This window comes from Dokdonella immobilis, from assembly GCF_900115085.1.
GTDB lineage: Bacteria > Pseudomonadota > Gammaproteobacteria > Xanthomonadales > Rhodanobacteraceae > Dokdonella > Dokdonella immobilis.
Genome location: NZ_FOVF01000018.1, coordinates 67790 through 89812, shown reverse-complemented (window position 1 = coordinate 89812; position 22023 = coordinate 67790). Strand labels below are relative to the sequence as shown.

The 22023-nt window shown below is 66.2% G+C and carries 21 protein-coding genes; 10 read left to right on the top strand and 11 right to left on the bottom strand.

The annotated features are described in order from the left end of the window. Nucleotides 1–378: 378 nt before the first annotated feature. The gene (locus BM125_RS12810) at nucleotides 379–1563 is read right to left on the bottom strand and encodes a class I SAM-dependent rRNA methyltransferase (RefSeq protein WP_092408570.1); all 1185 of its coding nucleotides are present in this window, start codon (nucleotides 1561–1563) and stop codon (nucleotides 379–381) included. Nucleotides 1564–2095: 532 nt separating this feature from the next. On the opposite strand from BM125_RS12810, the gene BM125_RS12805 reads away from it, so the two are divergent. Next, nucleotides 2096–3043, top strand: a complete 948-nt coding sequence (locus BM125_RS12805; RefSeq protein WP_092408568.1) for a TerC family protein — start codon at nucleotides 2096–2098, stop codon at nucleotides 3041–3043. 5 nt (nucleotides 3044–3048) lie between these two features. On the opposite strand, the gene BM125_RS12800 is transcribed toward BM125_RS12805, so the two are convergent. Continuing rightward, a complete protein-coding gene (locus tag BM125_RS12800; RefSeq protein WP_092408566.1) occupies nucleotides 3049–4248 on the bottom strand; it encodes a GGDEF domain-containing protein in 1200 nt (399 codons plus the stop codon). 205 nt (nucleotides 4249–4453) lie between these two features. After that, the gene (locus BM125_RS12795; protein WP_092408564.1) at nucleotides 4454–5656 is read right to left on the bottom strand and encodes a GGDEF domain-containing protein; all 1203 of its coding nucleotides are present in this window, start codon (nucleotides 5654–5656) and stop codon (nucleotides 4454–4456) included. A 289-nt stretch (nucleotides 5657–5945) separates the two neighbouring features. Between BM125_RS12795 and BM125_RS12790 the strand changes: the two genes are divergently transcribed. Further along, a complete protein-coding gene (locus BM125_RS12790) occupies nucleotides 5946–6740 on the top strand; it encodes a rhomboid family intramembrane serine protease (protein WP_175498069.1) in 795 nt (264 codons plus the stop codon). Between the two features lie 10 nt (nucleotides 6741–6750). On the opposite strand, the gene BM125_RS12785 is transcribed toward BM125_RS12790, so the two are convergent. Next, nucleotides 6751–7242, bottom strand: a complete 492-nt coding sequence (locus BM125_RS12785; RefSeq protein WP_217647866.1) for an Lrp/AsnC family transcriptional regulator — start codon at nucleotides 7240–7242, stop codon at nucleotides 6751–6753. Between the two features lie 126 nt (nucleotides 7243–7368). Here BM125_RS12785 and phhA point away from each other — a divergent pair, with 126 nt between their 5' ends. Continuing rightward, entirely contained in the window at nucleotides 7369–8259 is an 891-nt protein-coding gene (phhA, locus tag BM125_RS12780) for a phenylalanine 4-monooxygenase (RefSeq protein ID WP_092408560.1), read from the top strand. Between the two features lie 75 nt (nucleotides 8260–8334). Next, nucleotides 8335–8997 carry an SRPBCC family protein gene (locus tag BM125_RS12775; RefSeq protein WP_092408558.1) on the top strand — a complete coding sequence of 221 codons (663 nt, stop codon included), beginning with the start codon at nucleotides 8335–8337 and terminating at the stop codon, nucleotides 8995–8997. 55 nt (nucleotides 8998–9052) lie between these two features. On the opposite strand, the gene BM125_RS12770 is transcribed toward BM125_RS12775, so the two are convergent. Then, nucleotides 9053–10888 (bottom strand): DUF885 domain-containing protein, encoded by a 1836-nt coding sequence (locus tag BM125_RS12770; protein ID WP_092408556.1) that lies wholly within the window; start codon nucleotides 10886–10888, stop codon nucleotides 9053–9055. A 78-nt stretch (nucleotides 10889–10966) separates the two neighbouring features. After that, nucleotides 10967–11491 carry a DUF6622 family protein gene (locus BM125_RS12765; RefSeq protein WP_092408554.1) on the bottom strand — a complete coding sequence of 175 codons (525 nt, stop codon included), beginning with the start codon at nucleotides 11489–11491 and terminating at the stop codon, nucleotides 10967–10969. A gap of 178 nt (nucleotides 11492–11669) precedes the next feature. On the opposite strand from BM125_RS12765, the gene BM125_RS12760 reads away from it, so the two are divergent. Both BM125_RS12760 and BM125_RS12755 read left to right on the top strand, forming a co-directional pair. Further along, nucleotides 11670–12779, top strand: a complete 1110-nt coding sequence (locus BM125_RS12760) for a sensor histidine kinase (RefSeq protein WP_092408552.1) — start codon at nucleotides 11670–11672, stop codon at nucleotides 12777–12779. Continuing rightward, nucleotides 12776–13414, top strand: a complete 639-nt coding sequence (locus BM125_RS12755) for a response regulator transcription factor (protein ID WP_092408550.1) — start codon at nucleotides 12776–12778, stop codon at nucleotides 13412–13414. The genes BM125_RS12760 and BM125_RS12755 overlap by 4 nt, the downstream gene beginning before the upstream one ends. 88 nt (nucleotides 13415–13502) lie before the next feature. Here BM125_RS12755 and BM125_RS12750 read toward each other — a convergent pair whose 3' ends face one another. Together BM125_RS12750 and BM125_RS12745 are read right to left on the bottom strand one after the other, a co-directional pair. Next, on the bottom strand, nucleotides 13503–14198 hold the full coding sequence (locus BM125_RS12750) for a helix-turn-helix transcriptional regulator (protein WP_092408548.1): 696 nt from the start codon (nucleotides 14196–14198) through the stop codon (nucleotides 13503–13505). Nucleotides 14199–14320: 122 nt separating this feature from the next. Beyond that, nucleotides 14321–14695, bottom strand: coding sequence for a VOC family protein (locus BM125_RS12745; RefSeq protein ID WP_092408546.1), 375 nt, complete (start codon nucleotides 14693–14695; stop codon nucleotides 14321–14323). 181 nt (nucleotides 14696–14876) lie between these two features. On the opposite strand from BM125_RS12745, the gene BM125_RS12740 reads away from it, so the two are divergent. Beyond that, on the top strand, nucleotides 14877–15446 hold the full coding sequence (locus BM125_RS12740; protein ID WP_139224994.1) for a hypothetical protein: 570 nt from the start codon (nucleotides 14877–14879) through the stop codon (nucleotides 15444–15446). A 19-nt stretch (nucleotides 15447–15465) separates the two neighbouring features. Beyond that, nucleotides 15466–16197: a 2OG-Fe(II) oxygenase gene (locus BM125_RS12735; protein WP_092408542.1), complete on the top strand. Its 732-nt coding sequence runs from the start codon at nucleotides 15466–15468 to the stop codon at nucleotides 16195–16197. A 12-nt stretch (nucleotides 16198–16209) separates the two neighbouring features. Here BM125_RS12735 and BM125_RS12730 read toward each other — a convergent pair whose 3' ends face one another. From BM125_RS12730 to BM125_RS12720, 3 genes are read right to left on the bottom strand one after another with little or no spacing between them, the layout of a single operon-like run. Then, complete coding sequence (locus BM125_RS12730) at nucleotides 16210–17760, bottom strand: sensor histidine kinase (RefSeq protein ID WP_092408540.1); 1551 nt, start codon at nucleotides 17758–17760, stop codon at nucleotides 16210–16212. Between the two features lie 5 nt (nucleotides 17761–17765). Continuing rightward, the gene (locus BM125_RS12725) at nucleotides 17766–18209 is read right to left on the bottom strand and encodes a response regulator (protein ID WP_092408538.1); all 444 of its coding nucleotides are present in this window, start codon (nucleotides 18207–18209) and stop codon (nucleotides 17766–17768) included. Then, nucleotides 18199–19989 carry a sensor histidine kinase gene (locus BM125_RS12720; RefSeq protein WP_245778914.1) on the bottom strand — a complete coding sequence of 597 codons (1791 nt, stop codon included), beginning with the start codon at nucleotides 19987–19989 and terminating at the stop codon, nucleotides 18199–18201. Before BM125_RS12720 ends, BM125_RS12725 begins: the two co-directional genes overlap by 11 nt. Before the next feature lie 167 nt (nucleotides 19990–20156). Between BM125_RS12720 and BM125_RS12715 the strand changes: the two genes are divergently transcribed. Both BM125_RS12715 and BM125_RS12710 read left to right on the top strand, forming a co-directional pair. Beyond that, on the top strand, nucleotides 20157–20966 hold the full coding sequence (locus BM125_RS12715) for an SDR family oxidoreductase (protein WP_092408534.1): 810 nt from the start codon (nucleotides 20157–20159) through the stop codon (nucleotides 20964–20966). Then, on the top strand, nucleotides 20963–22021 hold the full coding sequence (locus BM125_RS12710) for a saccharopine dehydrogenase family protein (protein ID WP_092408532.1): 1059 nt from the start codon (nucleotides 20963–20965) through the stop codon (nucleotides 22019–22021). Before BM125_RS12715 ends, BM125_RS12710 begins: the two co-directional genes overlap by 4 nt. The last annotated feature ends 2 nt before the right edge of the window (nucleotides 22022–22023 follow it).

Here is a 22023-nt window from a genome sequence, read left to right as displayed (position 1 = left end):
CAACCCGTAGGTTGAGGTAAGCGCCAGCGCACCCAACAACGAAGCGGAAACGCCTCGGCTGCCATCGAAGCCGGCGCAGTCTCCACGCGCGCTCTTTGTAGGAAGAGCCTTTAGGCTCGATTCTTTTCGGCACGATGCGGGGAAAGCATCGCGGCTGAAGCCGCTTCCTACAACGTAATGGCAACGCAGTCCCGGCCATCGAAGTCTGCGCCAGCCAACGCAAGCTCTTGCCCCCGCAACCCGTAGGTTGAGGTAAGCGCCAGCGCACCCAACAACGAAGCGGAAACGCCTCGGCTGCCATCGAAGCCGGCGCGGTCTCCACGCGCTGTCTTTATAGGAAGAGCCTTCCGCCTGTTGGGATCAGCGCCCGCGCTCGCGTCAGTCGATACGGCAAAACACCGCCTTGAGGTAACGGCTTTCGGGAACATGGGCGAGCCACGGATGGTCGGCGCCGGCGCCGCTGACCTTGAGCACCTGGGCCGTGCGACCGGCGTAGAACGCGGCGCGGCGCAGCATGTCGAGGAACTGGTCTTCGCTGACCAGTCCGGTACACGAACAGGTGAGCAGCATGCCTCCCGGCTTGACCGCGCTCATCGCGAGCTTGTTCATGTCGAGGTATTTCTTCAGCGCCGGTATGACCTGTTCGCGGTCGCGCGTCATCTTGGCCGGATCGAGGATGACCACGTCGAACTTCTCGGCCTTGTTGCCGGCGTAATCGCGCAGCCAGTGGAAGATGTCGGCCTGGACGAAGCGCACGCGGGCCTTGTTCAGATAGGCATTCTTCTCGGCGATTTCGAGGATCTCCTCGTCGAGATCGACACCGACCACTTCGCTGGCACCGCCGATGGTCTTCGCGGTAATGCCGAATCCACCCGAATTGCAGCACAGGTCGAGCACGCGCTTGCCCTCGCAAAAGCCGGCCAGGGTCAGGCGATTGTCGCGCTGGTCGACGAAGAACCCGGTCTTGTGCTTGCTGCCGGGCGCAGCATGGAACTTGACGCCGTGCTCATGGATGACGGTCGGCTCGGGCGTCGGCGGCACGGCACAGTCGAAACTCTCCTGCTTCTGCACATGCTGCTCGGCGTAGGCGTAGATCGTGCTGTCGGGATAGTGCTCGAGCAGGCAGCGGCGGATCAGTTCGCGCTGCTTGTACATGCCGGCCGAGAAGAATTCGATGACCAGGGTTCCGGCGAAGCGGTCGACGACGAGGCCGGACAGACCGTCGCCTTCAGAGTGAACCAGTCTGTAGGCGTCGGTGACCGCATCGAGCTTGAGCAGGTCGCGGCGCAGGCTGATCGCGGCGGCGATCTTGCGCTCGAAGAAGGCCTCGTCGACCTGTTCGTCGGGGTCGGCGCTGAGCACGCGCAGGGTGATTCGCGAGTGGCCGTTGTAGAAGCCGCGGCCAGCGAACTCGCCGTTGCGATCGACGATTTCGACGATGCTGCCGGGCTTGGGTTTGGGCTCCGGGCGTTCGACCATCTTCTGGTAGATCCAGGGATGGTTGGAACGACGTTCGATCTTGAGCTGGACGACGGGCAGCGGCCCGGGGGGATGGATACTCATCGGCGCATGATAAGCGATGGCGACAGAAGGACGGTTTTTCGGGTCTGGCCGGCAGGAATCCGATCGCCTGCGCGTGTCGGTCCGGGGCACCAGGCCGCGGTTTCCTGCCCAGTCGATACATTCATGTGGCCAAGGAGGAAGGCATCGCGCCTAAAGGCGCTCCTACGACGGCAGGCCGGTGGCCCAGAGTCCCGAAGGTCCACAGCCTGGAGTCTGCCGGGGTTCGCGACGCCTTCTCCCCATTCCCCATTCCCCATTCCCGTTACCAATTGTTACCGCAGGCCCCCATGACTTTCGGCAGGCATTCGGCTAGAGTCGACCTCGTAAACGAAGGGGAGTAGCTCTCCCGTTGCCGTGATCGTCAGCACGGACCGCCCCGCCGGTCCCGGTCCGGCAGGCAGTTTCCGGTGCCAGGCACCGAATCCTGCGAGCAAGACCTTCGCCGTACGACGGCGAAGCTGTGCCCGGAATCCACCGAGGCCCCGCATGCCGTCCCCGGCGCGGGGCCTTTTTTGCAGGTGGAGTTTTCGTGATGCATACGATCGGTACCCCCGGCCTCTGGTCCGCCTTCGGACTGCTCGTGGTCGTCGCCCTGATCATCGACTTCGTCGTGCTGCGCGCTGGCGGCGCGCACAAGGTGTCCTACAAGGAGGCTGCGCTCTGGAGCGTGGCCTGGATCGCCCTCGCGATGCTGTTCAACCTCGGGCTGTGGTACTGGCTCGACGGGCACGGCGGTTCGCAGGTGGCGGACGAGACCGCGCTTCAGTTCCTTACCGGCTATGTGGTCGAGAAGGCGCTGGCCATCGACAACATCTTCGTCTTCCTGCTTATCTTCACTCGCTTCGGCGTCAGCCCGGAGCTCCAGCAGCGCGCGCTGATGGTCGGCATTCTCGGCGCCATCGTCCTGCGTGCGATCCTGATCTTCATTGGCGCCGCACTGATCGCGCGCTACCACTGGATCCTTTATCTGTTCGGCGCGTTTCTCGTTTACACGGGCATCAAGATGATCCGGGCACCGAACGACGAGGCCGACTTCGAGGCCAATCCACTGATGCGCTGGATGCGCGGCCATCTGCGCCTGAGCAACGAGTACCACGGCAGCGCGCTGACCGTGGTCAAGGACGGCGTGCGCTGGTTCACGCCGATGTTCGTGGTGATCGCGCTGCTCGCGGTGACCGACGTGATCTTCGCCGTCGATTCGATTCCGGCCATCTTCGCGATCACCGAGGATCCGTTCATCGTGCTGACCTCCAACGTGTTCGCCGTACTCGGCCTGCGTGCCCTGTTTTTCCTGATCGCCGGCATGGCCGAGCGTTTCCACCTACTCAATTACGGCCTCGCCGGGGTGCTGACCTTCATCGGCCTGAAGATGCTGATCGTCGATGTCTGGAAGGTGCCGATCGGGCTTTCGCTCGGCATGGTCGCCCTGCTGATCGGCGGTTCGCTGGTGGCGAGCCGCCTGATCCCGCGACCTGACTGAGCCGGTCAGGCGCCGACGGCGGCGGTTGCGGCCGGTTCCGCCGTCGTTTCGAAGCGATCGCTGCCGGCGACACGGTTGCCGCCGGCGCGCTTGGCCAAATTGAGCGCCTGATCCGCTCGCCGCAGCAGCTGGTCGAAATCTGCCTTCTCGTCGTCGAGAACGGTCACGCCGATCGATACCTGCAAGGGTGCCGGCCAGCCGCCGCTGGAGAACCCGGATTCGTCGACCCGCTTGCGCATTTCGCAGGCCAGCTCGAACGCGGTCTCGGCGTCGGCCTCGGGCAGCAGGACCATGAAGCGCTCGCCGGTGACCCGGGCCAACACGTCCTCGAGCCGCACCGTCGCGCGCAGGATGTCGACGACGCGGCAGAGGGCCTGGTCGCCGACGTCGTAGCCGAAATCCTCGTTGAAGCGGGCCAGATGATCGACGTCGACGCTGAGCAGGGCCAACGGCTGCCGATCCAGGCGGGCCAGGGCAATCGACTTGTTGGCCAGTTCCGCCATTGCCTGTCGATTGTAGACGCCGGTCAGCGGATCGATCATGGCCTGGCGCGACTGGTTGGCGTTGACGCGCTCGCCACACATCAGCACAAAAGCGACCGTCGAAATGACCGGCATCGAGGCCGCGTAGGTGAATACCACGCCCTGCATCGGCGAGGACATCGTCACATCCAGCATGCTCGTCGCCGGCACGATCAGCGCACGCAGCACCATCACGACGATACCGGCGAGCAGGAGGATGCCGACCATGTGCTCGGCCGGGGTCACGGTGCGCCGACGGTAGATCGCATCGACGCCGAAACAGGCGATCGCGGCGATCGCAAGCGAGACCAGCACGAGGCGCCCGCGCATGCTGTGCCAGGTATAGGTCAGCAGGACTTCGAAGATGATCGTGGCGGCGACGATCAGGCGCATGTGGACGCGCTGGTCAGGCTGCAGGTTGAAGCATCTGAGCGCGTGCATCTGCACGGCCAGGGCGGCCACCATGAGGCTATCCGCGAGCACCACCGATAGCCACTCGGGCGCGTATTCGCGGGTGGCATAGAGAAAGTAGGGGATGCACTGGAGCAGCAGGCCGCGGATCCAGATTCGAATCGGCAGCTGCACGGCGTGGGGGAACTGCCGCGCCGCATAGACCAGCACGAGCGCGACCAGCAGGGTCAGCGTCGCCGTCATCTGCATGGCCGTAGGAATATTGAAGTTCATCGCGCGCCCGCCCCTGTCGCCGAAGTGCAGCAAGAATCGTGCCCCATTCCGTGCCGGGCGCCGCCGCGGGCTCTGGCCTGAGGCCAGCCCGCGAGCCACGCCGTGCCCGACCCGGCAGGCGTCGGCCAGCTACACCACGAAGGGGTCGTGGACAACGCCAGTGCGCCACCGTGACGGGGGGCGCGCGGCCGCTGCATGACGCCGCTCAGGGCGCATCGTCGTCACCGGCTGGCGCGGGGACCTGGCGGGCCAGTTGGGAGACGCTGACGACGCGATTTCGCCCAGCGCGCTTGGCCGCGTACATGGCCCGATCGGTGTGTCGGAACAGTGTCTCGAGGTCGCTGATCTTGGGCCCGAGGGTGCCGACGCCGATCGAAACCTGCAGCTCGATCGGCCAGCCGCTGATGGCGAAGCCGGCATTGCACAGGCGCAGTCGGACGCGTTCGGCCATGGCGGTAGCGGACGTTTCATCGGCGTCGGGCAGGATCACGGCAAATTCCTCTCCGCCGATCCGCGCGAACAGATCCGATTCGCGAAGCTCGGTCCGGACCAGTTCGACTACCCGGCACAGCGCAAGGTCTCCGGACTCGTGTCCGAACTGGTCATTGATGCGCTTGAAGTTGTCGATGTCGAGGACCAGCAGGGACAGCGCGCGACCGTGTCGCTTGCTCGCGGCGACCGCCTTCTGGGCCAGTTCGGCCATGGTCCGCCGATTGAAGATGCCGGTCAGCGGATCGAGGGTGGCCAGGCGGGCCAGATCCTTGTTCAGGCGCTCGCCGCACATCAGCAGGAAGCCCGAGGTCGCGATCACCGGCATCAGCGACGCATAGGTGAAGACCACGCCCTGCATTGGTGTCGACATGGTCAATACGGCGATATGGGTATCCGGGGTCACGATCGCCCGCACGATCAGGATCGCGACCCCGATCAGCAGCATCGTGGCGACCATGTGTTCGGGTCGCGTAGCGGCCTCCGGCTTGCGGTAGATCGCATGGACGCCGATCGCCAGCATCGTCGAGATGACCACCGAGAGCAGGCCGATACGTCCGCTCAGGGTCGGCCAGACGTAGGTCAGGAGAATTTCGCCGACGATGGTCACGCCGACCAGGGCGACCAGGGCGATGCTCGTATCGCTGCGCCGGTTGAACGCGCGCAGGGCCTGGACGATATGGGCGAATGCGACGACCAGGATCGTGTTGCCAAGGACGATCGAAAGCCAGTCGGGAATCTGCTCGCGCAGCGCGAACAGCACGAAGGAGAAGGGCAGCAGCAGCAATCCGCGTACCCAGAGGCGAATCGGATGCTGCAGGGTACGCGGGTAGCCGGTCATCGCGAACGCCAGGGCCAGGCCCATGACCAGGGTCATCGTCGCCGTCAGCTGCATCGCGGTTGGAATATGGAAATTCATGTCGACTCAAAGGCTTGAACAAGCATGTTTAGCAAGTTTCGAGCCACGCTTGCCGGAACCGCCGGAAGTCCGAACGAGTTGCGCTTGCGCGGATAGTGCACTCCCGGGTTTCCCGGGGCCCCATGCCCGCGCCCACGCTGACGATTCCTGCCTGGGTCCCGAAACGCGACCGACCCGAGATCGGGCTGGCACGTTTTTCGGAACCCGCAGGGCGCGAACGGCGGGCGCCGCACTATCGCCGACCGCGAGGCGCCCTTGCGCCGGCCCGGCGCGACCCAACCTCGGTGCGATGGACATCGCCCCGCCGACCCCCGATCCCGGCAGTACCGCCGTCAAGTTCGACCAGGAACGTATTCGCTACGCGGTGTTCAGCGCGGCCGTGCTGGTGCTCGGGATCTGGCTGGTCTGGCTCGGTGGCTGGCTGCTCGGCTGGCCGATGAGCGACCTTGGCATCGAACCGCGCCGCTTGCCCGGCCTGGTCGGCATCCTCAGCGCGCCGCTCGTACACGCTTCGTTCGCCCACCTCATGTCGAACACGCTGCCGCTGGCCCTGCTGGCCACACTGACCCTCTATGCCTACCCGCGCGCGGCGCGCATCGCGCTGCCGATGATCTGGCTGCTGGCCGGATTGGGGGTCTGGCTGTTCGCGCGCTCGTCGGTGCACGTCGGCATGAGCGGCATCAACCACGGCCTGATGTTCTTCCTGTTCCTGACCGGCCTGCTGCGGCGCGACCGGCTCGGCGTGGCGATCTCGCTGGTCGTGTTCTTCTTCTACGGCGGCATGCTGCTGACCGTGCTGCCGCGCGAGGAGCAGGTTTCGTTCGAGTACCACCTGGCCGGCGCCCTGGCCGGCATCGCCGCCGCCATCCTGCTGTTCCGGCTCGACCCGAAACCGCCGCGCAAACGCTACAGCTGGGAGGACGAGGATGAGGAAACGGACGAGACCGATGCCGAACTCGAGCTGCCGCGACCGCACGCGGTGCCGGTGCTGTGGAAGCGCGACGGGGCCGACGCCGAAACGGGACGGGTGATTCCTTTTCCGCGGCGCATACGCGACGAGGACGGCACGCACACCGTGCACTGAAGCGGGTCGCTCAGCGCAGCAGGTGATCGAGCGGCAGCGCGCGGGTCTGCTTGACCGTGCGCAGGACGAAGCTCGAATTGACGTCGGCGACACCGGTCTCGTTGAGCAGGTTGTCGAGCAGGAAGCGCGAAAAGTGCTCGAGATCGCTGACCACGATGTGCAGCAGGTAGTCCATTTCGCCGGTCAGGGCATGGCAGGCGACCACTTCGTTCCAGCTCTGCACACGTTCGACGAAATGCTGGACCTCGGCACTGCCGTGCTTTTCGAGCTGGACGCGGACGAAGGCCTGCAGGCCGAGGCCGACCGCGGCCGGATCGACCAGGGCCGCGTAGCCGGCAATCACGCCGTCGGCCTCGAGGCGCTGCACGCGGCGCAGGCAGGCCGAGGCCGACAGGCTGACCGCTTCGGCCAGTTCGGCATTGGTCGCGCGCCCGTTGCCCTGCAGCAGGGCGAGAATGCGCAGGTCGGTGCGATCGAGAGCGTTCAGCAAAGATGCGGTCATTAATTGCGCCAGCCGGCAACTTGACGCAATCAATATGCGCCGGCAGGCCAACAGAGAGCAAGTTTGCAATCCTGTTGCGCGGCAAACGCTCTAGCATGGGAGGTCGTACCAAACCGGGTCCCCGCCATGTCCTCCGAACCGCGCCGCGTCGAAAACCAGCTGACCGACAAGGGCTACGTGCCGGTCTACACGACGGCCGTGGTCGACCAGCCATGGGACAGCTACAGCACCCAGGATCACGCTACCTGGGCAACCCTGTTCCGGCGCCAGCGCGACATCCTCAAGGGCCGTGCCTGCGACGAGTTCATCGACAACCAGGAGCGTTTCGGCATGTCGGCCGAGCAGATCCCGCGCTTCGAGGAGCTCAATGAGGTATTGGCGAAGACCACCGGCTGGGAGCTGATCGGCGTCGAAGGCCTGCTGCCCGAACTGACCTTCTTCGACCACCTCGCCAACCGGCGTTTTCCGGTGACCTGGTGGATCCGCCGGCCCGACCAGATCGACTACATCGCCGAGCCGGACATGTTCCATGACCTGTTCGGCCACGTGCCACTGCTGCTCAATCCGGTCTTCGCCGACTACATGCAGGCCTACGGGCGCGGTGGCGTGAAGGCACACGGCGTCAGCGCCGAGGCCCTGGTCAACCTGACCCGCCTGTACTGGTACACGGTCGAGTTCGGCCTGATCCGCCAGCGCGGTGAACTGCGCATCTACGGCTCGGGTATCGTCTCCTCGAAGGGCGAGTCGATCCACAGCCTCGAATCGACCTCACCGAATCGGATCGGCTTCGACCTCAAGCGCATCATGCGCACGCGCTACCGCATCGACACCTACCAGAAGACCTATTTCGTGATCGACAGCTTCGAACAGCTGATGGATGCGACGCGGCCCGATTTCGTGCCGATCTACGCCGAGCTGGCCCGGCTCGATTCGTTCCCGGCCGGTACCGTGCTCGACAGCGACCGGGTCTTCCAGCGCGGCAGCGGCGAAGGCTGGGCCACCGACGCGGACGCCTGAGCCGCCGCCCTGCCGGTTGCGGCAAACCCCGGCGGGGATGAAGATGCGGCCTCCGCAAACCGCTGGAGCCCAGGCATGAAAACCGTTCGTGCGGCATTCTTCGCGCTGCTCGCGTTCGCGACCACGGCGCAGGCCGAGGTGCTGCAGTCCGGGCCCGATCATTTCACGATTGCGTTTGCCGCCGAAGTGGCTGCACCGCCGGCCCGCAGCTATGCTGCGATCACTGCCGTGCAGCACTGGTGGAGCAGCGCGCACACCTGGTCGGGCGACGCCGCCAACCTGAGCCTCAAGGCCGAGGCGGGTGGCTGCTTCTGCGAACGCTGGAAGCAGGGCAGCAGCGAGCACGGCCGCGTGATCATGGTCCGCGACAACGAACTGCTGCGCCTCGACAGCGCGCTGGGGCCGCTGCAGGAGTTGGCAGTGAGCGGCATCCTGAGTTTCCGTCTCGAAGCCGGCGACGAGGACACGACCCGGCTCGACGTCGACTATCGGGTCAACGGCTCGAGCGCGAGCGGCCTCGACCAGATTGCCCCTGCGGTCGACCAGGTCCTGGCCCTGCAGATCGACCGGCTGTTGCGCTACATCGACACCGGCAATCCCGAAGCGGCCGCCGCAGCGACGCCGGAACCCTCGCCGAGCAGGCGCGACGCGCGCGCCAAGCTGATCGAGGAGTGGGGTCGCCAGGCTGCGGCGGCCAAGGCCGTGGAAAAGAAGCCGGCCCCTGTCGATCAGCGCTGAAGCGCTGCATCGACAGCCACGCCGCCCTGGCCGGGCCGAGGCGCTGCAAGGGCAGCTATTGCGCTCCCACTGGCGCGGGTGATGGCGTCTGCGCGCGCTTGGCCTCGGCCGTCTGCTTGCGCTCGGCGATGAACTGGTGGATCTGCTCGTCGAGCACGGGCAGCGGCACCGAGCCCTGGGCGAGCACGGCGTCGTGGAAGGCACGGATGTCGAAGTCGGCACCGAGTTCGCGCTCGGCTTCGGCACGCAGGGCGAGGATGCGGATCTCGCCGAGCTTGTAGCTCAGGGCCTGGCCGGGCCAGGAAATGTAGCGATCGACTTCCGTGGTGACCTCGTGCTCGCTCAGTGCCGTGTGATCGCGAAGATAGGCCAGCGCCTTGTCGCGACTCCAGCCCTTGCTGTGCAGGCCGGTATCGATGACCAGCCGACAGGCACGCCACATCTCGTAGGTGAGCCGGCCGAAATTCTCGTACGGCGTCGTGTAGATGCCCATCTCGATGCCGAGCTTTTCAGCGTACAGACCCCAGCCTTCGCCATAGGCGGAAATGTAGCCATTGCGGCGGAATGCCGGCTGGCCGCTCTGCTCGTCGGCCAGCGACAGCTGCATCGAATGGCCTGGTGCGGACTCGTGCAGGGTCAGGGCCGGCAGGTTGTACAGCGGTCTCGAGGGCAGGTCGTAGGTGTTGAGCCAGTAGGTCGTCGCCCCGCCGCGCCCGGCGGTCCAGAACGGCGCGATGTCGGCCGGCACCGGTTCGATACCGAAGCGCGCGCGCGGCAGCAGGCCGAAAAAGCGCGAGAGCCTGGCGTCGACGCGCTTGGCGATCCAGGCCGCGCGCATGAGCAGTTCTTCGGGCGTCTTCGGGTAGAACTGCGGATCGGTACGCAGGAACACGAGGAAGTCGGCGAAACTGCCTTCGAATCCGGCTTCGCGCATGGTCGCGAGCATTTCTTCGTGGATGCGCGCGACCTCGTCGAGGCCGATCCGGTGGATCGCATCGGCACTGAGGTCGAGCGTGGTGAACTGGCGGATCTGCTGGCGATAGAAGGCCTTGCCGTTGGGCAGCGCCTCCGCGGCCAGGGTCTTGCGTGCCTTGACCATGTATTCGTCGCGGAAGAAGGTCAGCAGCCTGGCGTAGGCCGGGATGACCTGGTCGCGGATGGCAGCCTCGGCGTTCGCACGCAGCGATTCCTGGCGCTCGACGTCCATCGACGCCGGCAGATCCTTGAGCGGGTTGAAGAACTCGCTGGCGCGGGGATCGGTCAGCTCGGCGACCGCCGCGATCGATGCGTCGCGCCCGGGCAGGACCGCGCGCGGTACGCTGAAACCGCGCTTGAGGCCGGCCCGCATGTTGACGATCTGTTCGTCGAAGTAGCGCGGGATGTCGTTCAGGCGAGCGATGTAGTCCTCCGCGGCTTCGACACTGCGCAGGGGCTTGCGGGTCATGAAGCCGAGTTCGGACCAGAACGAGGAATCGGCATTGAATGGCGCTTCGTAGGCACCGAAGCGGATGTCGGCGGCGAGGTCGACGATTTGCGGCCGGTAGATGGCGAAATTGATCCGCTCGCTGGCCGACAGTTCGGCCACGGACAGGGCATCGAGCTGGCGCAGCACGTCGTCCCAGACCCGCAGGCGCTCGCGCTGGGTCGCGGCATCGACGCTCGGCAGACGGCGGATCCGCTCAGCGCCATCCTTGTCCTCGTCGAGGCCGGGAAACTGCTGTTTGCGCCAGTTCCATTCCTTTTCGTAGATCGCCTGGAAACGCTGGTCGGCGGTATCCGCGGGCGCGGGCTGGGCCGGCAGCGGAGTGGCCGGCAGAATCGCCAGAGCCAGAAGGAAAAGACCCGCACTAAGCATCCTCATCGCATACCCCGAGTTGCAACCAGCCGACATGATCGCATCCCCGGGCAAGCATTGATCAAGTGGCCGCGGTGCGCCGGCGCCCCGTGCCAGCCGATGGCCAGACCGTGATCACCGCATCGGCGGGTGCAACAGGGCCTGGACGGGCGGCGCCAGGACGCGGTTCGCCTGGGTCGCCCGCCGCCAGGCGCGCCCGAAGCGAATCAGCCAGCCAATGAAAAATCCGGCGCACAGGGCCGACACGGCCGCGTCGGTTCGCATCAGGGTGGCCTGGCGTTGCGGCTCTATGGCAGCCGCGACATGCAGTGCGTAGTGGGCCAGGAAGATCGACACATTGCGCAGCAAGGGCAGCACGCTGGCCGGTCGCAGCACGCACCGCTGGCCAGGTTCGATCTGCACGCGGGTGCCCACGGCGAGACCGGAGGCCAGGCCGATCGCCAGCAGGCAGGGCCCGACGACGCCGACATCGCGCCCGGCCAGGCCGGCGCTTCCCCAGGCGATGAAGAGCAGCGGCACGATGACGACGCGGGTCATCGGTACGCGGCGGGCGTGCAGGCGCGACAGGCCGTTCCACACCAGCCAGGCGAACAGGAGGTATACCGCGATCGGGGTACCGGCAAGAATGGCGCGAATCATCGGGCGATCTCCGGGCAGGCTGATTGGCAGGGGTTGAGAAGGGTGCGCCGGCCGCGTGAGCACGCCCAGATGCCGGGGGTCATCGATTTCCCCTGCCACAAGTCACCAATGACCGCCGGTGTCTTGAGTCGTCGCCGTGATCGGCCGATGCTGTCGGCGCCGACCAAGGACTTCGTGCATGCCCTTCCTGCCCCGCCTGCGCAATCTGCTCGAGCCACTGTGTCTGTCCGGGGTCATCACCTGGGCTGCCGTGGCCAGTAGCATCCTTGGCCATGCGCCTCCAGGACAGCTGGTCCTGATCGTTGCGTTGCTGCTCGGCTTTATCGCCTGCTTCCTCGCCTGCATGCTGTGCGAAAGCGGACCCTCGCCGCTGCGCCTGCCGCTGATCGCCGCGCAGTGCGCGATCGGCCTGACCGTGTGCATGCTCGACCATGAGGGGTTTGCGCCGGTCCTGCTCGTGATCGCGGTGGCGCAGCTGGCGACGCAGGTATCGGCGCGCCTGTTCGGCGCGCTCGCGCTGCTTCTCAACGCGATCCTCTATCTGGTCTTCAGCGAATACTGGCATAGCGCCAGCGCCGTGACCCTGACCATCGTCTATGCCGGCTTCCAGGCCTTCGCGGCAACCACGGCAATCTATGCGCAGCGGGCCGAGCGCGCCCGTGATGACGTAGCCCAGGTCAACGCGCATCTGCTGGCGACGCATTCCCTGCTCGAGGAGAGTGCGCGGGATCGAGAGCGACTGCGCCTGGCTCGCGAGCTGCACGATGTGGCCGGCCACAAGCTGACCGCGCTCAAGTTGCAGCTGGCCCTGCTCGCGCGCGATCCGGCCGGTGCGCCGCCGGCCCTGGCCACGGCGGCGAACCTGGCCGACGAACTGCTCGGTGACATTCGCGGCGTGGTCGGCCAGATGCGCGAGAGCGACGGCCTCGACCTGCGCCGAGCGATCGAGGAACTGGCCGCACCGATTCCACGCCCGAAGGTGCACCTGGACCTGGCCGCCGATGCCCGTGTCGACGACCTTGCCCAGGCCCAGGCGCTGCTGCGCGTGGCCCAGGAAGGCCTGACCAATGCGGCGCGGCATTCGTCGGCCGACAATGTCTGGTTGCGGCTCGGCCGGGAAGGCGATCGTCTCATCCTCGAGGTGCGCGATGACGGGCGTGGCGCGAGGAGCCTGCGGATCGGCAATGGCATCCGTGGCATGTGCGAACGCCTCGAAGGACTCGGCGGCGGCATCGAGTTCACGAATGCGCCCGGATTCCGCCTGACGGCCTGGATACCGGACGCATGAGCCCGCCCTTGCGCATTGCCCTCGCCGACGATCAAGCCCTGGTCCGCGCCGGCCTCAAGGCGTTGCTCGAAAGTTTCGGCGACCTCGTGGTCGCGATCGAGGCCGCCGACGGCGCCGAACTGATTGCCGCGCTCAAGGCGACGCCGGTCGATGTCGTGCTCTCGGATATCCGCATGGCTGGCCTGGCCGGCCCCGAGGCCGTGCGCTGCCTGCGCAGGGACGGCGACGGCACGCCGGTGATCCTGCTGACCACGTTCGACGACAGCACCCTGCTGCTCGAGGCAGTCGAGGCCGGCGCGCAGGGTTTCCTGCTCAAGGATGCCGCGCCCGAAGACCTGCATGACGCGATCGTCGCGGTGGCGCGCGGCGAATCGCTGTTGCAGCCGGTCGCCACCGACCCGGTGCGTGCGCGTTATGCCTATCGCGACCAGGATGCCCCGAAGGCGAATTTCAACGAGCGCGAGATCGCGATCCTGCGCCTGCTCGCCGGTGGCTACTCGAACAAGGAGATCGCGCGTTCGATCTTCCTCGCCGAAGGCACGGTGAAGAATTACGTTTCCGACATTCTCGACAAGCTCGGAACCCGTGACCGTACGCGCGCCGTGCTCAAGGCGATCACCCTGCGCGTGATCTAGGGAGAGTCTGAAAGCGTCGCCTGCATTCCGGGTACAGCGCGTGCCACGTCAGCGGCGAGGCAAGGCCAAGCAGCGGAGCCCGCCGCGCTCAACCGAGGTCCTGGACCGCACCGGCGCCCACGGCGCGCAGGTAGGCATCGAAACCGCGTTCGGGCAGCTCGGCGAACGGGGTCTGCTGGATCTCGATGGCGGCGATGCGATCGGGTCGGAAATTACGGAAAGCCGCGCGCAACCGGCACCAGGCGCCGAGGGTCCAGCTGCTGCCCCAGAAAGCGAGGCAAAGCGGTTCTACCTCTCGAAGGCTGGCGCTGCCAGCCTCGTCGCGGTAGTCGAGCTGCACGACCCAGCGGTGTTCGATGGCCTCGTTGAGCTGGTCGATCAGGGCGGCCGGGGTCTGCCATCCGCCCGGGGCGAAGATCCGCGAGCGCTGGGCCCTGGCACGCAGATCGGCGGGCAGCACGGCCTCGATCTTGATCAGTGCGGAACGCGCACCGGCGGCCAGGCGCGTGCCGGCGAAGGCGCGCACGAAACGCGTGCCCACGACCAGCGCTTCGAGTTCCCGGGCGTCGAACATCAGCGGCGGGATGTCCGCGCCCTTGCGCAGGATATAGCCGACCCCGGCTTCACCTTCGATCGGCACACCGGACAGTTGCAGGTCGGCGATATCGCGGTAGATCGTGCGCAGCGAGACCGCGAGGCTCGCGGCGAGCTCCCGCGCGGGCAGCGCCGAACGCCGCCCGCGCAGGGAGTGGATGATGAGAAAGAGACGGTCGGCACGGCGCATGTGGGCATCATCGCCGTTCGTCCGGCCACGGCCAATGGCGAAGCTGGCGTGTGCACGACGGGGTCACGGTCCGGGCGGGTCCGAAAGTGGTTGCCGGGGCCCGCCGAGCCGCTGCGCGCCCGTCACTTCGGCGACCACAGGCCGACCCGGTTGCCTTCGCTGTCGATGAACTGGGCGAAGTAGCCCATGTCGCCGGGCAGGGCGGTGCGCGGTACGATGCTGTCGCCGCCGAGCGCGATCGCCCGTTCGAGCACCGGCTGCAGGTCGTCGACGCTGAGATAGACCACGCAACCCTGTACCGACGGCTCGCAGTCCTCGGCGCGGATCAGGGCGCCGCTGGTGTTGGGTTTGCCGCCATAGGGGAACACCGCCATCGAATTGCCGCCCATCTGTTCGCGGGCGAGTTTCACTTCGAGGACTGCCTCGTAGAAGCGCACGGCGCGATCGAGGTCGGCGGTGGAGATTTCGAACCAGGCTGGAACATTGGGGTTGAGCATGTCGGACTCCGTGAAAGGGTGCGGGATCGCACGCCGGCCACGTTAGCGGGGAGCTGCTGACAACGTGTTGTCAGCAGTGTCTGTTCGAATGTTGCTTGCCGTCGGCGCGAACCGCCCTCGACAATGACGCCATGGGCGAACGAGTGTATCGGCGGGTGTTCAAGCGGAAGGCCACGAGCGCATGAGCGGGACGGAAGCGCTCGCTCGCGCGGTTTCGATTCTTGGCCATCCGATGCTCGTCATGCCAGTGGCCGCAGGGCTAGCCGCGCGCGAACGCGGCCTCGACGCGCAGCCGACCCTTGCGATCATGGCTGGGCTGGCGTCGCTGGGTCTGCTCGTGCTCGCCTATTCGGTACTGCGCGTGAGCCGGGGCCAGTGGCAACACGTCGATGCCAGCGCGCCGGCCGAGCGCGGTCAGCTGAACCGGTTCCTGCTCGGCCTGTTTTCGCTCGCCACAGCGGTCGCCCTGGGCCTGCCCGCTCCAACCCGGCTCGCGCTGGCGTTCGCGCTGTCGGCAGCGATCATCCTGCTCGCCCTGATTCTTGGTCGCTGGTGCAAGCTTTCGCTGCATGTCGCCTTCATTGCATTCGCGGCGCTGGTGCCCGGTTACCTGGCGGCCCTGGCGGGGTTCGCTGTGTTCGGTCTGGCCGTGGCCTGGTCGCGGCTGGCCCTGGGCCGGCACGTCTGGCGCGACCTCGCAGCCGGTTTGCTTGCCGGCCTCGGGGCTGGCATCGTCTTCCAGGCTTTCTGACCGACCTTCCATACGGACCATGGCACCCGAAATCAACGCCGATTTTATTGAAGTATACGAAGCCGCGTTGAGCGAGCGCGACTGCGCGACCCTGATCCGACAGTTCGAGGCCAGCGGCAAGGCCATCCGCGGACAGACCGGCGGTGGCGTCAACACGCGCCTGAAGGACAGTTGGGACATCTGCATCAACGACTATGCGGAATGGAGCGGCGCCGCCAACCTGCTCAACAGCGCGATGATGCGGGCGCTGATGCGCTACGTGCGCACATATCCGCACACGGCGATCGCACCGTTGTCGCTGCAGATGCCCGACCCCGAGACCGGTGAACTGGTCGCGCTCGATGCCACGACGATTCGTGGCATGCCCGACGATCGCCTGCAGCAGCTTATGGTCAAGCTGTTCCGCCCCGGCACGATCAACATCCAGAAATATCTCGCCAACCAGGGCGGCTATCCGTACTGGCATTGCGAGCTCTATCCGAAGATCGGCGACAGCCACGGCGAGACCCTGCATCGGATCCTGCTCTGGTCGGTCTATCTGAACGACGCGTTCGCCGAGGGCGAAACCGAGTTCCTGCACCAGCAGCGCAAGGTGGTGCCGCAGACCGGTTCGCTGTTGATCGCACCGGCCGGGTTTACCCACACGCATCGCGGCAACATGCCGCGCGGCGGTGACAAGTACATCGCCACATCATGGGTACTGTTCCAGCGCGCCGAGGTCCTGTTCGCCCAGCCTGGTCCGCGGCGCTGAGCGCGGGCAGCGTCAGTGCTCGTCGTCGGGGGCGTCGAGCTCCTCGCGCACGCTGCGCAGCAGCAGGTTGACCGATACCGGCTTCTCGATGAAACGCATGTGCCGGATCGGCGGCAGGTCCTCGCGATCGATCGTCTGCCCCTGCTTGACCAGCAGGATCAGCGGGCCATCGTAGCCGCGATCGAGCAGCGCCGAAATCGTCCGCACGCCCGACATCAGGCTGAGATCGGCGTCCATGACGACGATGTCGGGGAGACCCAGCGCATCGATCTTCTGCAGCGCATGCGAGCCGCTGCCCGCCGTGTTGACCTGGTAGCCATTCAGCTCTAGGGTGTCCGAAAGCATGGTCTGCTTGCCCAGCCGTTCGACCACGACGAGGACCGTTTCGCCCTGGCCGCCCCGGGTCGGCAGGGCTTCGTCCTGGCCGGTGTCCGCGTCGCCGACAGGCAGGTAGACCTCGAAGGTCGTACCGCTGCCGGGTTCGCTGAGGACCCGCAGGTAACCGCGATGGTTGGTGACGATGCGCTTGCAGGACAGCAGGCCCAGTCCAGTGCCGGTCTTCTTCGTGGTGAAGAACGGCCTGAACAGATTCGAGCGCACCGCTTCGTCCATGCCGATGCCGGTATCGCTGATCTGCAGCTTCAGGTAAGCGCCGGGCGACTGCAGTTCGCCTTCGCTGAAGAATGCATCGTCGATCTCGGCCGGTTCCGCCGACAGGGTCAGGTTGCCGCCGTCCGGCATCGCCTGCAGGGCGTTCAGGCAGAGATTGAGCAGGCACTGCTGGAGCTCGGTATGGTTGCCCTCGATGACGACCTCGTCATCGGGGTTTTCGAGAACCAGGTCGACGTTGCTCGGAACGCTGCCACGCAACAGCATGCCAAGCGCATCGAACAGCGCCGAGAGCCGGACCTGCTCGGTCTTCACGTGCGCGCCGCGCGCGAAAGACAACATCGAGGCGACCATCTCGAGACCACGCTTGGCGCAGTCGCCGACCAGCTCGCCGTGCTTGCGCAATTCTTCCTCGTCACGCTCCTTCAGCGCATCCGCGGTCAACATCAGCGGCTGCAGCACGTTGCGCAGGTCGTGGCTGAGGCCGCCGGCGAGCATGGCCAGGCTTTCGAAGCGCTGGGCGCGCATCAGTTCCGATTCGGCGCGCTCGCGCGCCTGCACTTCGCGTGCCTGTTCAACTGCACGGCGAACCGCCGAGGGCAGGCGGGCGAGACGCTCCTTGAGCAGATAATCGGTTGCGCCACTCTTCAGGGCCTGGATCGCGGCATCCTCGCCGATCGTCCCGGAAACGAAGATGAAGGGCAGCAGCTTGTCCTTCTGGCGCAGCAGCTCGAGCGCGCGATAACCGCTGAAACCCGGCATGCTCAGGTCCGATATCACCACATCGGCGTTGAAATCTTCCAGCGCCTGGCGATAGCCGGCTTCCTCGTCGACCAGCCGCGAGTCGAGGCGCAGGCCATCGGCACCGAGCTGATCGAGGATCAGTTCGGCGTCGAGAGCCTCGTCCTCGACCACCAGCACGCGCAGCGCTTCGTCCTCGCCCGGATTCGCCATGGACGCTATTCCTGCTGCGGAAACTCGTTGAGCACAGCCCAGAACTGGCCGACGATCTGCACGGCGCTGAAGAACTGGCTGACATCGACCGGCTTGACCACGTAGGCATTGACGCCAAGGTTCCAGCTTTCGATGAGGTCGCTTTCCTCGCGCGAGGACGACAGGATGACGACCGGAATCCGCTTAAGCCGCTCGTTGTCGCGCATCTGCTTGAGTACTTCGAGGCCGTCCAGGCGCGGCATCTTGATGTCGAGCAGGACGACGGCCGGATTGCCCTTGCCACGGTCCTTGAAGGCGCCCCGGTGGAGCATGTAGTCGAGCGCCTCGACGCCGTCCTCGACGTGCACGATCGGGTTGGCCAGCTTGGCCGCGCGCAGCGCGTCGATGGCCATTTCCGCGTCGGCCGCACTGTCTTCCGCGATCAGGATGGTATTGATCTCACGATTCATGATGGCTCACTTTGTCTGGAATGGCGGCGGCCACGGCGGGCAGGGAGAAATGAATCCTGGCGCCCTTGTCCGGTTCGGCTTCGGCCCAGGTGCGGCCGCCGAGGCGGCCGACGATGCGACGCACGTTGGCCAGGCCGATGCCGGTGCCGGGAAATTCCGAAGCCTTGTGCAGGCGCTGGAACACCCCGAACAGCTTGCCGGCGTAGGCCATGTCGAAGCCGGTGCCATTGTCACGAACGTAATAAACGACTTCACCTGAGCCGGAGCTGTCTGCGCCTATCTCGATTTCGGCGCGCTCGCGCTTGGAGGTGTACTTGACTGCATTCGAGATCAGGTTCTGCCAGACCCTCCGCAGCATGCCTTCGTCGCCGATGACGGTCGGCAAGCGGCCGATCCGCCAGTTGATCGAGCGCTCCTCGTTGCCGCTTTCGTACATGGCCTGCAGTTCGGCGACCAGGGCATTCATGTCGACCGGACCGAGCCGAAGCGCGCTGCGGCCGAGCCGCGAATACTCGAGCAGGTCTTCGATCAGGCTCGACATGCGCCGGGCCGCATCGCTGATCACCTCGAGGTAATGCCGCGAACGCTCGTCGGCAGCATCGCCGATGTGCTCGCCCAGTTTTGCAGCGAAGCCCGCAATGTGCCGCAAGGGTGCGCGCAGGTCGTGCGAGACCGAATAACTGAACGACTCGAGTTCGCGGTTGATCTCGGAGACCTGTTCGATCTTGGCCCCGAGGTCCTCGTTGAGTTCGCTGATGCGCTTTTCATAGCGCTTGCGCGCCGTGATGTCGCTGACCGTGAGCAGGATGGTACGTTCGCCGGCCGCCTCGGCATCCTCTGACAGTTCCATGCGCCTGGCATTGACCAGCACGTCGCGTTCGATGCCGTCGGCGCTGGCCTGTTCGAGTTCGAAATCCCAGAGCTCGCGGCCCCTTGCCCCCACATCGAGCAGGCGTTGCATCAGGGACGGACTGTCCCAGGCTCCGTCGCCATGCTCTTCCAGGCGGGCGCCGCTTGGCTCGCCCTCGGGCGGGCGATAGAACTCGCCGAATGCTTCGTTGGTCATCAGCACGCGCAACGACGTGTCGAGCACCGCGATCGGTTCACGCATGGTCTGCACGATGATCCGCGAGCGTTCGACCGCAAGTCGGGCACGCGCTTCGGCAGCCTGGCGGTGCAGCACCTGCCGCTCCGACACGAAGATCACGGAGCCGAGCAGGAGCAGCTGGGCGACCAGTGCGGCGACAACCGTCCAGCGGGAGAAAAGCATGGACTCCGCCAGTCTGGCCTGGCGCTGCTGGAACAGCGCAGTCTCGGCAGCGACGATCGCCGAGGACGTCTCGCGCGAGCCGAACGTTTCGGCGCCCTGCTTGAGGGTGCGCGCAACGGCGTCGAAATTCTTCTGCCTGAGTTGCTGCAGCGCGGTATCGAGCGTGTCGAGGCGGCCCTTGAGCAGCACCCTGAGCGAACCGATCCGGCTTTGCTGGTCGGCATTGTCCCGGGTCATGTCGGCCAGGCGATCGATCAGCGGTTCGATGCGCGGGCGGATCGCCTCGTAACGCGGCCGCCTTTCGCCGGGGGGTACCTCGACGAGGTCGAGCAGGACCAGACTTTCCAGTTCGCTCATGTTGAACTCGAGCTCGAGCAGGGCTTCGCGGACCTCGGCCGAGTGAACCACCCACTCGGATGCGGCCAGGGTCTCGTTCGCGCTGTTGCGGATGATCGCGTAAGGCAGGGCCACGCTGGCCAGCACGGCAACGCCGAGCAGAAGTATGCGCAAGCGCGTTTCGAGTCCTTTCGTCCAGTTTGGCCAGTGCATTCGATGTCCTAGTAGGATGGCGGTCGCGGCCGCACGAGGTGCCGGATGCGGGCGGACCCGGCAGGATGCCCCGCTGCCACGCGGCCCCGCCGGCACCAACGTGCTATTGAACCCCAGCAGGTGTCCCGATGGAACCATCAAGACGTGTCCTCATCACCGGCGCTGGCAGCGGCCTTGGCCGCGCCCTGGCGTTCCGCTATGCCGAAGCGGGCTGGCGTGTCGCCTGCGCCGACATCCGCCTCGATCGGGCCCGCGAGACGGTCGGCCTGATCACCGGCTTCGGCATCGGCGCGATGGCCATTCAGGTCGACGTCGGCGACGACGAGTCGTTCGAGGGCCTGCGCGACGAGGTCCTCGCCGCCTGGGAGGGTGTCGATCTGGTCATCAACAACGCCGGCGTCAGCGGCGGTGGCTCGGTGCTCAATGCCTCGATGGACGACTGGCACTGGATGCTCAACATCAACCTGCTCGGCGTCGTGCGCGGCTGCCGCCTGTTCGGACCGGTCCTGGTCGAGCAGGGTGCCGGCCACATCGTCAACATCGCTTCGTTCGCGGCCCTGGCCGGCGGGCCGGGCATGGCCACGTATGCCACGGCCAAGGCCGGGGTGGTTACCGTCTCGGAAGGCTTGCGTGCCGATCTCGAGGGCAGCGGGGTCAGGGTTTCCGTGGTCTGTCCGAGCTTTTTCCAGACCAATCTGCTGGAGGGGTTCCGCGCACCCGACACGTATTCCCTGAAGATGGCCACGGCCCTGATGCGTGACGCCAGGGAGAGCGCCGCCGACATCGCCGAGGCGATCTACAAGTCGGTCGAGCACGGCGAATTCCTGATCCTGCCGAGCGCCGAGGTGCGCAAGCTGTGGCGCATCAAGCGCTGGTTCCCGTCCCTGTATTTTCGCAAGCTCATGCAGCGGGTGCGCCAGCGCGGAGCTTCGACATGACCCCGCTGCTGATCTACGGCGCCAATGGCTACACCGGCCGCCTGATCGTGGAGGAAGCGGTCAAGCGCGGGCTCAAGCCGGTCCTGGCCGGACGCAATCGGGACGCGCTGGAAGCGATCGCGCATGCCAACGCGTTGACCCGGCGCGTCTTCGAACTCGAGGACCCGGCCGAGATCGAGCGCAATCTCGACGGCGTGCGTATCGTTCTCAACTGCGCCGGACCGTTTTCGCGGACCTGCGAGCCCCTGCTCGAGGCCTGTCTTCGCCAGCGCGTCCATTACCTCGACATCACCGGGGAAATCGACGTCTTCGCGCTCTGCCACCGCACCGACCGGCGCGCCCGGCATGACGGCGTGGTGGTCTTTCCGGGAACCGGTTTCGACGTCGTGCCGACCGATTGCCTGGCCGCCATGCTCAAGCAGCGCCTGCCCGATGCGAGTCACCTCGTGCTCGCCTTCGAGGCCGGCGGCGGACCCAGTCCGGGCACGGCGAGGACCAGCGTCGAAGGCCTGGCCAAAGGCGGCCGTGCGCGCATCGACGGCGAGCTGGTCGAAGTGCCGCTGGCCTGGAAGTCGCGCGAGTTCGTGCGCGAGGACGGCAGCCCGCGCACGGCCATGACGATCCCCTGGGGGGATGTCTACACCGCCTTCGTTTCGACCGGCATCGCCAATGTCGAGACCTACATGGTCATGCCCGAGAAAACCATTGCGCGCATCCGCTGGCTGCGCCACCTGCGCTGGCTGCTGGCCTTGGCGCCGGTGCAGAAGTTCCTCACCAGCAAGGCCGGGCAGATCGCCGGACCCGACCAGGAGCGGCGCGCGCGCAGCGGCTGCCAGGTCTGGGGCGAAGTGCGCAATGCCGTCGGTGGCGAGGAATCGTTGTCGCTGATGACGCCGAATGGCTATGCGCTGACGGTCAGTGCGAGTCTCGGCGTCGTCGATTACCTGCTCGCGAACTCGCCGGCCGGCGGCTACTACACGCCGTCGCTGCTGATGGGCCCCGAGTTCGTGCTGAAGCTGCCCGGCGTGCGCCTGCTCGACGAGGGGGGCGGCTAGCC

Coding starts and splice junctions, on each gene's coding strand:
- BM125_RS12810 (WP_092408570.1), bottom strand. CDS start 1,563: ATGAGTATCCATCCCCCCGGGCCGCTGCCCGTCGTCCAGCTCAAGATC.
- BM125_RS12805 (WP_092408568.1), top strand. CDS start 2,096: ATGCATACGATCGGTACCCCCGGCCTCTGGTCCGCCTTCGGACTGCTC.
- BM125_RS12800 (WP_092408566.1), bottom strand. CDS start 4,248: ATGAACTTCAATATTCCTACGGCCATGCAGATGACGGCGACGCTGACC.
- BM125_RS12795 (WP_092408564.1), bottom strand. CDS start 5,656: ATGAATTTCCATATTCCAACCGCGATGCAGCTGACGGCGACGATGACC.
- BM125_RS12790 (WP_175498069.1), top strand. CDS start 5,946: ATGGACATCGCCCCGCCGACCCCCGATCCCGGCAGTACCGCCGTCAAG.
- BM125_RS12785 (WP_217647866.1), bottom strand. CDS start 7,242: ATGACCGCATCTTTGCTGAACGCTCTCGATCGCACCGACCTGCGCATT.
- phhA (WP_092408560.1), top strand. CDS start 7,369: ATGTCCTCCGAACCGCGCCGCGTCGAAAACCAGCTGACCGACAAGGGC.
- BM125_RS12775 (WP_092408558.1), top strand. CDS start 8,335: ATGAAAACCGTTCGTGCGGCATTCTTCGCGCTGCTCGCGTTCGCGACC.
- BM125_RS12770 (WP_092408556.1), bottom strand. CDS start 10,888: ATGTCGGCTGGTTGCAACTCGGGGTATGCGATGAGGATGCTTAGTGCG.
- BM125_RS12765 (WP_092408554.1), bottom strand. CDS start 11,491: ATGATTCGCGCCATTCTTGCCGGTACCCCGATCGCGGTATACCTCCTG.
- BM125_RS12760 (WP_092408552.1), top strand. CDS start 11,670: ATGCCCTTCCTGCCCCGCCTGCGCAATCTGCTCGAGCCACTGTGTCTG.
- BM125_RS12755 (WP_092408550.1), top strand. CDS start 12,776: ATGAGCCCGCCCTTGCGCATTGCCCTCGCCGACGATCAAGCCCTGGTC.
- BM125_RS12750 (WP_092408548.1), bottom strand. CDS start 14,198: ATGCGCCGTGCCGACCGTCTCTTTCTCATCATCCACTCCCTGCGCGGG.
- BM125_RS12745 (WP_092408546.1), bottom strand. CDS start 14,695: ATGCTCAACCCCAATGTTCCAGCCTGGTTCGAAATCTCCACCGCCGAC.
- BM125_RS12740 (WP_139224994.1), top strand. CDS start 14,877: ATGAGCGGGACGGAAGCGCTCGCTCGCGCGGTTTCGATTCTTGGCCAT.
- BM125_RS12735 (WP_092408542.1), top strand. CDS start 15,466: ATGGCACCCGAAATCAACGCCGATTTTATTGAAGTATACGAAGCCGCG.
- BM125_RS12730 (WP_092408540.1), bottom strand. CDS start 17,760: ATGGCGAATCCGGGCGAGGACGAAGCGCTGCGCGTGCTGGTGGTCGAG.
- BM125_RS12725 (WP_092408538.1), bottom strand. CDS start 18,209: ATGAATCGTGAGATCAATACCATCCTGATCGCGGAAGACAGTGCGGCC.
- BM125_RS12715 (WP_092408534.1), top strand. CDS start 20,157: ATGGAACCATCAAGACGTGTCCTCATCACCGGCGCTGGCAGCGGCCTT.
- BM125_RS12710 (WP_092408532.1), top strand. CDS start 20,963: ATGACCCCGCTGCTGATCTACGGCGCCAATGGCTACACCGGCCGCCTG.